Genomic DNA, 1,880 nt, shown 5'->3' on the forward strand with positions numbered 1-1,880 from the left:
TGCTATATAGCCCAGAAAAGCCTAATTTAGATGAGTTTAAACTATATATCACTAAGATTTTTTATCAAGAATTTGAATTGAAATACTTATTATTAAGTTTAAAAAAACAATGTATTTTTGTGAATGTCTGTGATTATCTTTTAGAGCAATTAAAAATGAATAATAACGTTTGATTATACAGATATATAAAGTTAGCATAAATAATTATTAAACGGATATTTGGTACCGCTACATCGCTATAAAATTAAGGTTTTGGACTATCCATAAAGTAAAAAAGGCGTTATCCTTTCTGTAGAATTATAGGAAAGGATGGCGTTTTTTATGTCTGTTTCTGTGTCTGATGAATTACAACTATTTGCTCAAGAGATTCAAAGTTTTTTATCTCCAAATACCTTACGGGATCTTGCTAGAGATGTTGGTTTTGTACAACGAACTAGTAAATACCAAGCAAAAGATTTAGTCGCTTTATGTATATGGATGAGTCAAAATATCGCTACAACCTCTTTAGCTCAGTTATCTAGCTGTTTAGAATCATCCACAGAAGTACTCATCAGTCCAGAAGGACTGAATCAACGGTTTAATACATCAGCAGTTCAGTTTTTACAACATATATTGACTAACCTTCTAAATAAAAAATTAACTTCATCTATGCCACTTTCTTCTCCATACACCTCTGTTTTCAAGCGTATTCGCATTTTAGATTCCACTGCATTTCAGCTTCCAGATATATTTTCAACCATTTATCCTGGGGCTGGAGGATGTAGCCATACTGCTGGGATGAAAATTCAACTTGAATATGACCTATTAAGCGGACAATTCCTACATATCCATACAGGTCCAGGGAAACAACATGATCGAACCTATGGTTCTCTGTGTGTTCCAACTGTAACACCAAATGATTTATGTATCCGTGATTTAGGGTATTTTCATTTGAAAGATCTTCAACATATACAAGATAAAAAGGCTTACTATATCTCTCGTATTAAATCCAATACACGTATTTATCAAAAAAATCTCACACCTGATTATTTTCAAGATGGAAGAATCAAGAAAGGTACAGAGTATATACAGATAGATATGGAGGTATTAATGAACTCTCTCCAACCAGGACAAACCTATGAAATATCCGATGCTTATGTAGGAATGACTGATAAAGTACCAACTCGTGTGATTGTTCATCGACTTACAGATGAACAACAACAAAAACGATTGCAAGATCAAGCTGTAAGAGAGAAAAAGAAAGGAATAAAGTATTCCCCTCGTAGTAAACGTCTCAGTGGTATCAATGTATATATGACAAACACCTCTACAGATACTGTCCCGATGGGACAAGTACATGATTGGTACTCTTTACGTTGGCAAATCGAGATTTTATTTAAAACATGGAAATCATTCTTTCATATTCACCATTGTAAAAAAATAAAACGAGAAAGATTAGAATGCCATTTGTATGGGCAACTGATCGCCATTCTCCTCTGTTCTTCTACTATGTTTCAAATGCGTCAACTACTTCTTATGAAAAAGAAACGAGAGCTGAGTGAATATAAGGCCATATATATGATTAGAGATTATTTTTTTCTTATTTATCAAGCCATACAGAAAGACACCCAAGAATTATCAAAGATTCTCATTCGCCTGTTCAACCTCCTACAGCAAAATGGGCGAAAATCTCACAGATATGAGAAGAAAACAGTCTTTGATATATTAGGTGTCGTTTACAATTCTACCATTTCTGAAGATCAAGCGGCCTAATTCAAAAAATGAAACCCGATAGGGTTTATTTCGCATGCAAACCTTTAAATTTTCTAAGCCTGGCTTTTAGAAAAAAGAAATAATCTCTACTATACTTGATATTGTATAATCTTAGCTTGATAGTGATG

At 33.2% G+C, this 1,880-nt stretch carries 1 protein-coding gene and 1 pseudogene; both read left to right on the forward strand.

What is annotated here, in order from left to right:
* Positions 1-173, forward strand: a pseudogene (locus tag MR168_RS32680) (DUF1878 family protein); the annotation flags it as partial.
* A gap of 148 nt (positions 174-321) precedes the next feature.
* A complete protein-coding gene (locus MR168_RS32685) occupies positions 322-1,752 on the forward strand; it encodes an IS4 family transposase (protein WP_000116992.1) in 1,431 nt (476 codons plus the stop codon).
* The last annotated feature ends 128 nt before the right edge of the window (positions 1,753-1,880 follow it).

Origin of the sequence: Bacillus cereus group sp. BfR-BA-01356, assembly GCF_022663635.1 — a bacterium.
Taxonomy (GTDB): domain Bacteria; phylum Bacillota; class Bacilli; order Bacillales; family Bacillaceae_G; genus Bacillus_A; species Bacillus_A cereus.

Coding starts and splice junctions, on each gene's coding strand:
- MR168_RS32685 (WP_000116992.1), top strand. CDS start 322: ATGTCTGTTTCTGTGTCTGATGAATTACAACTATTTGCTCAAGAGATT.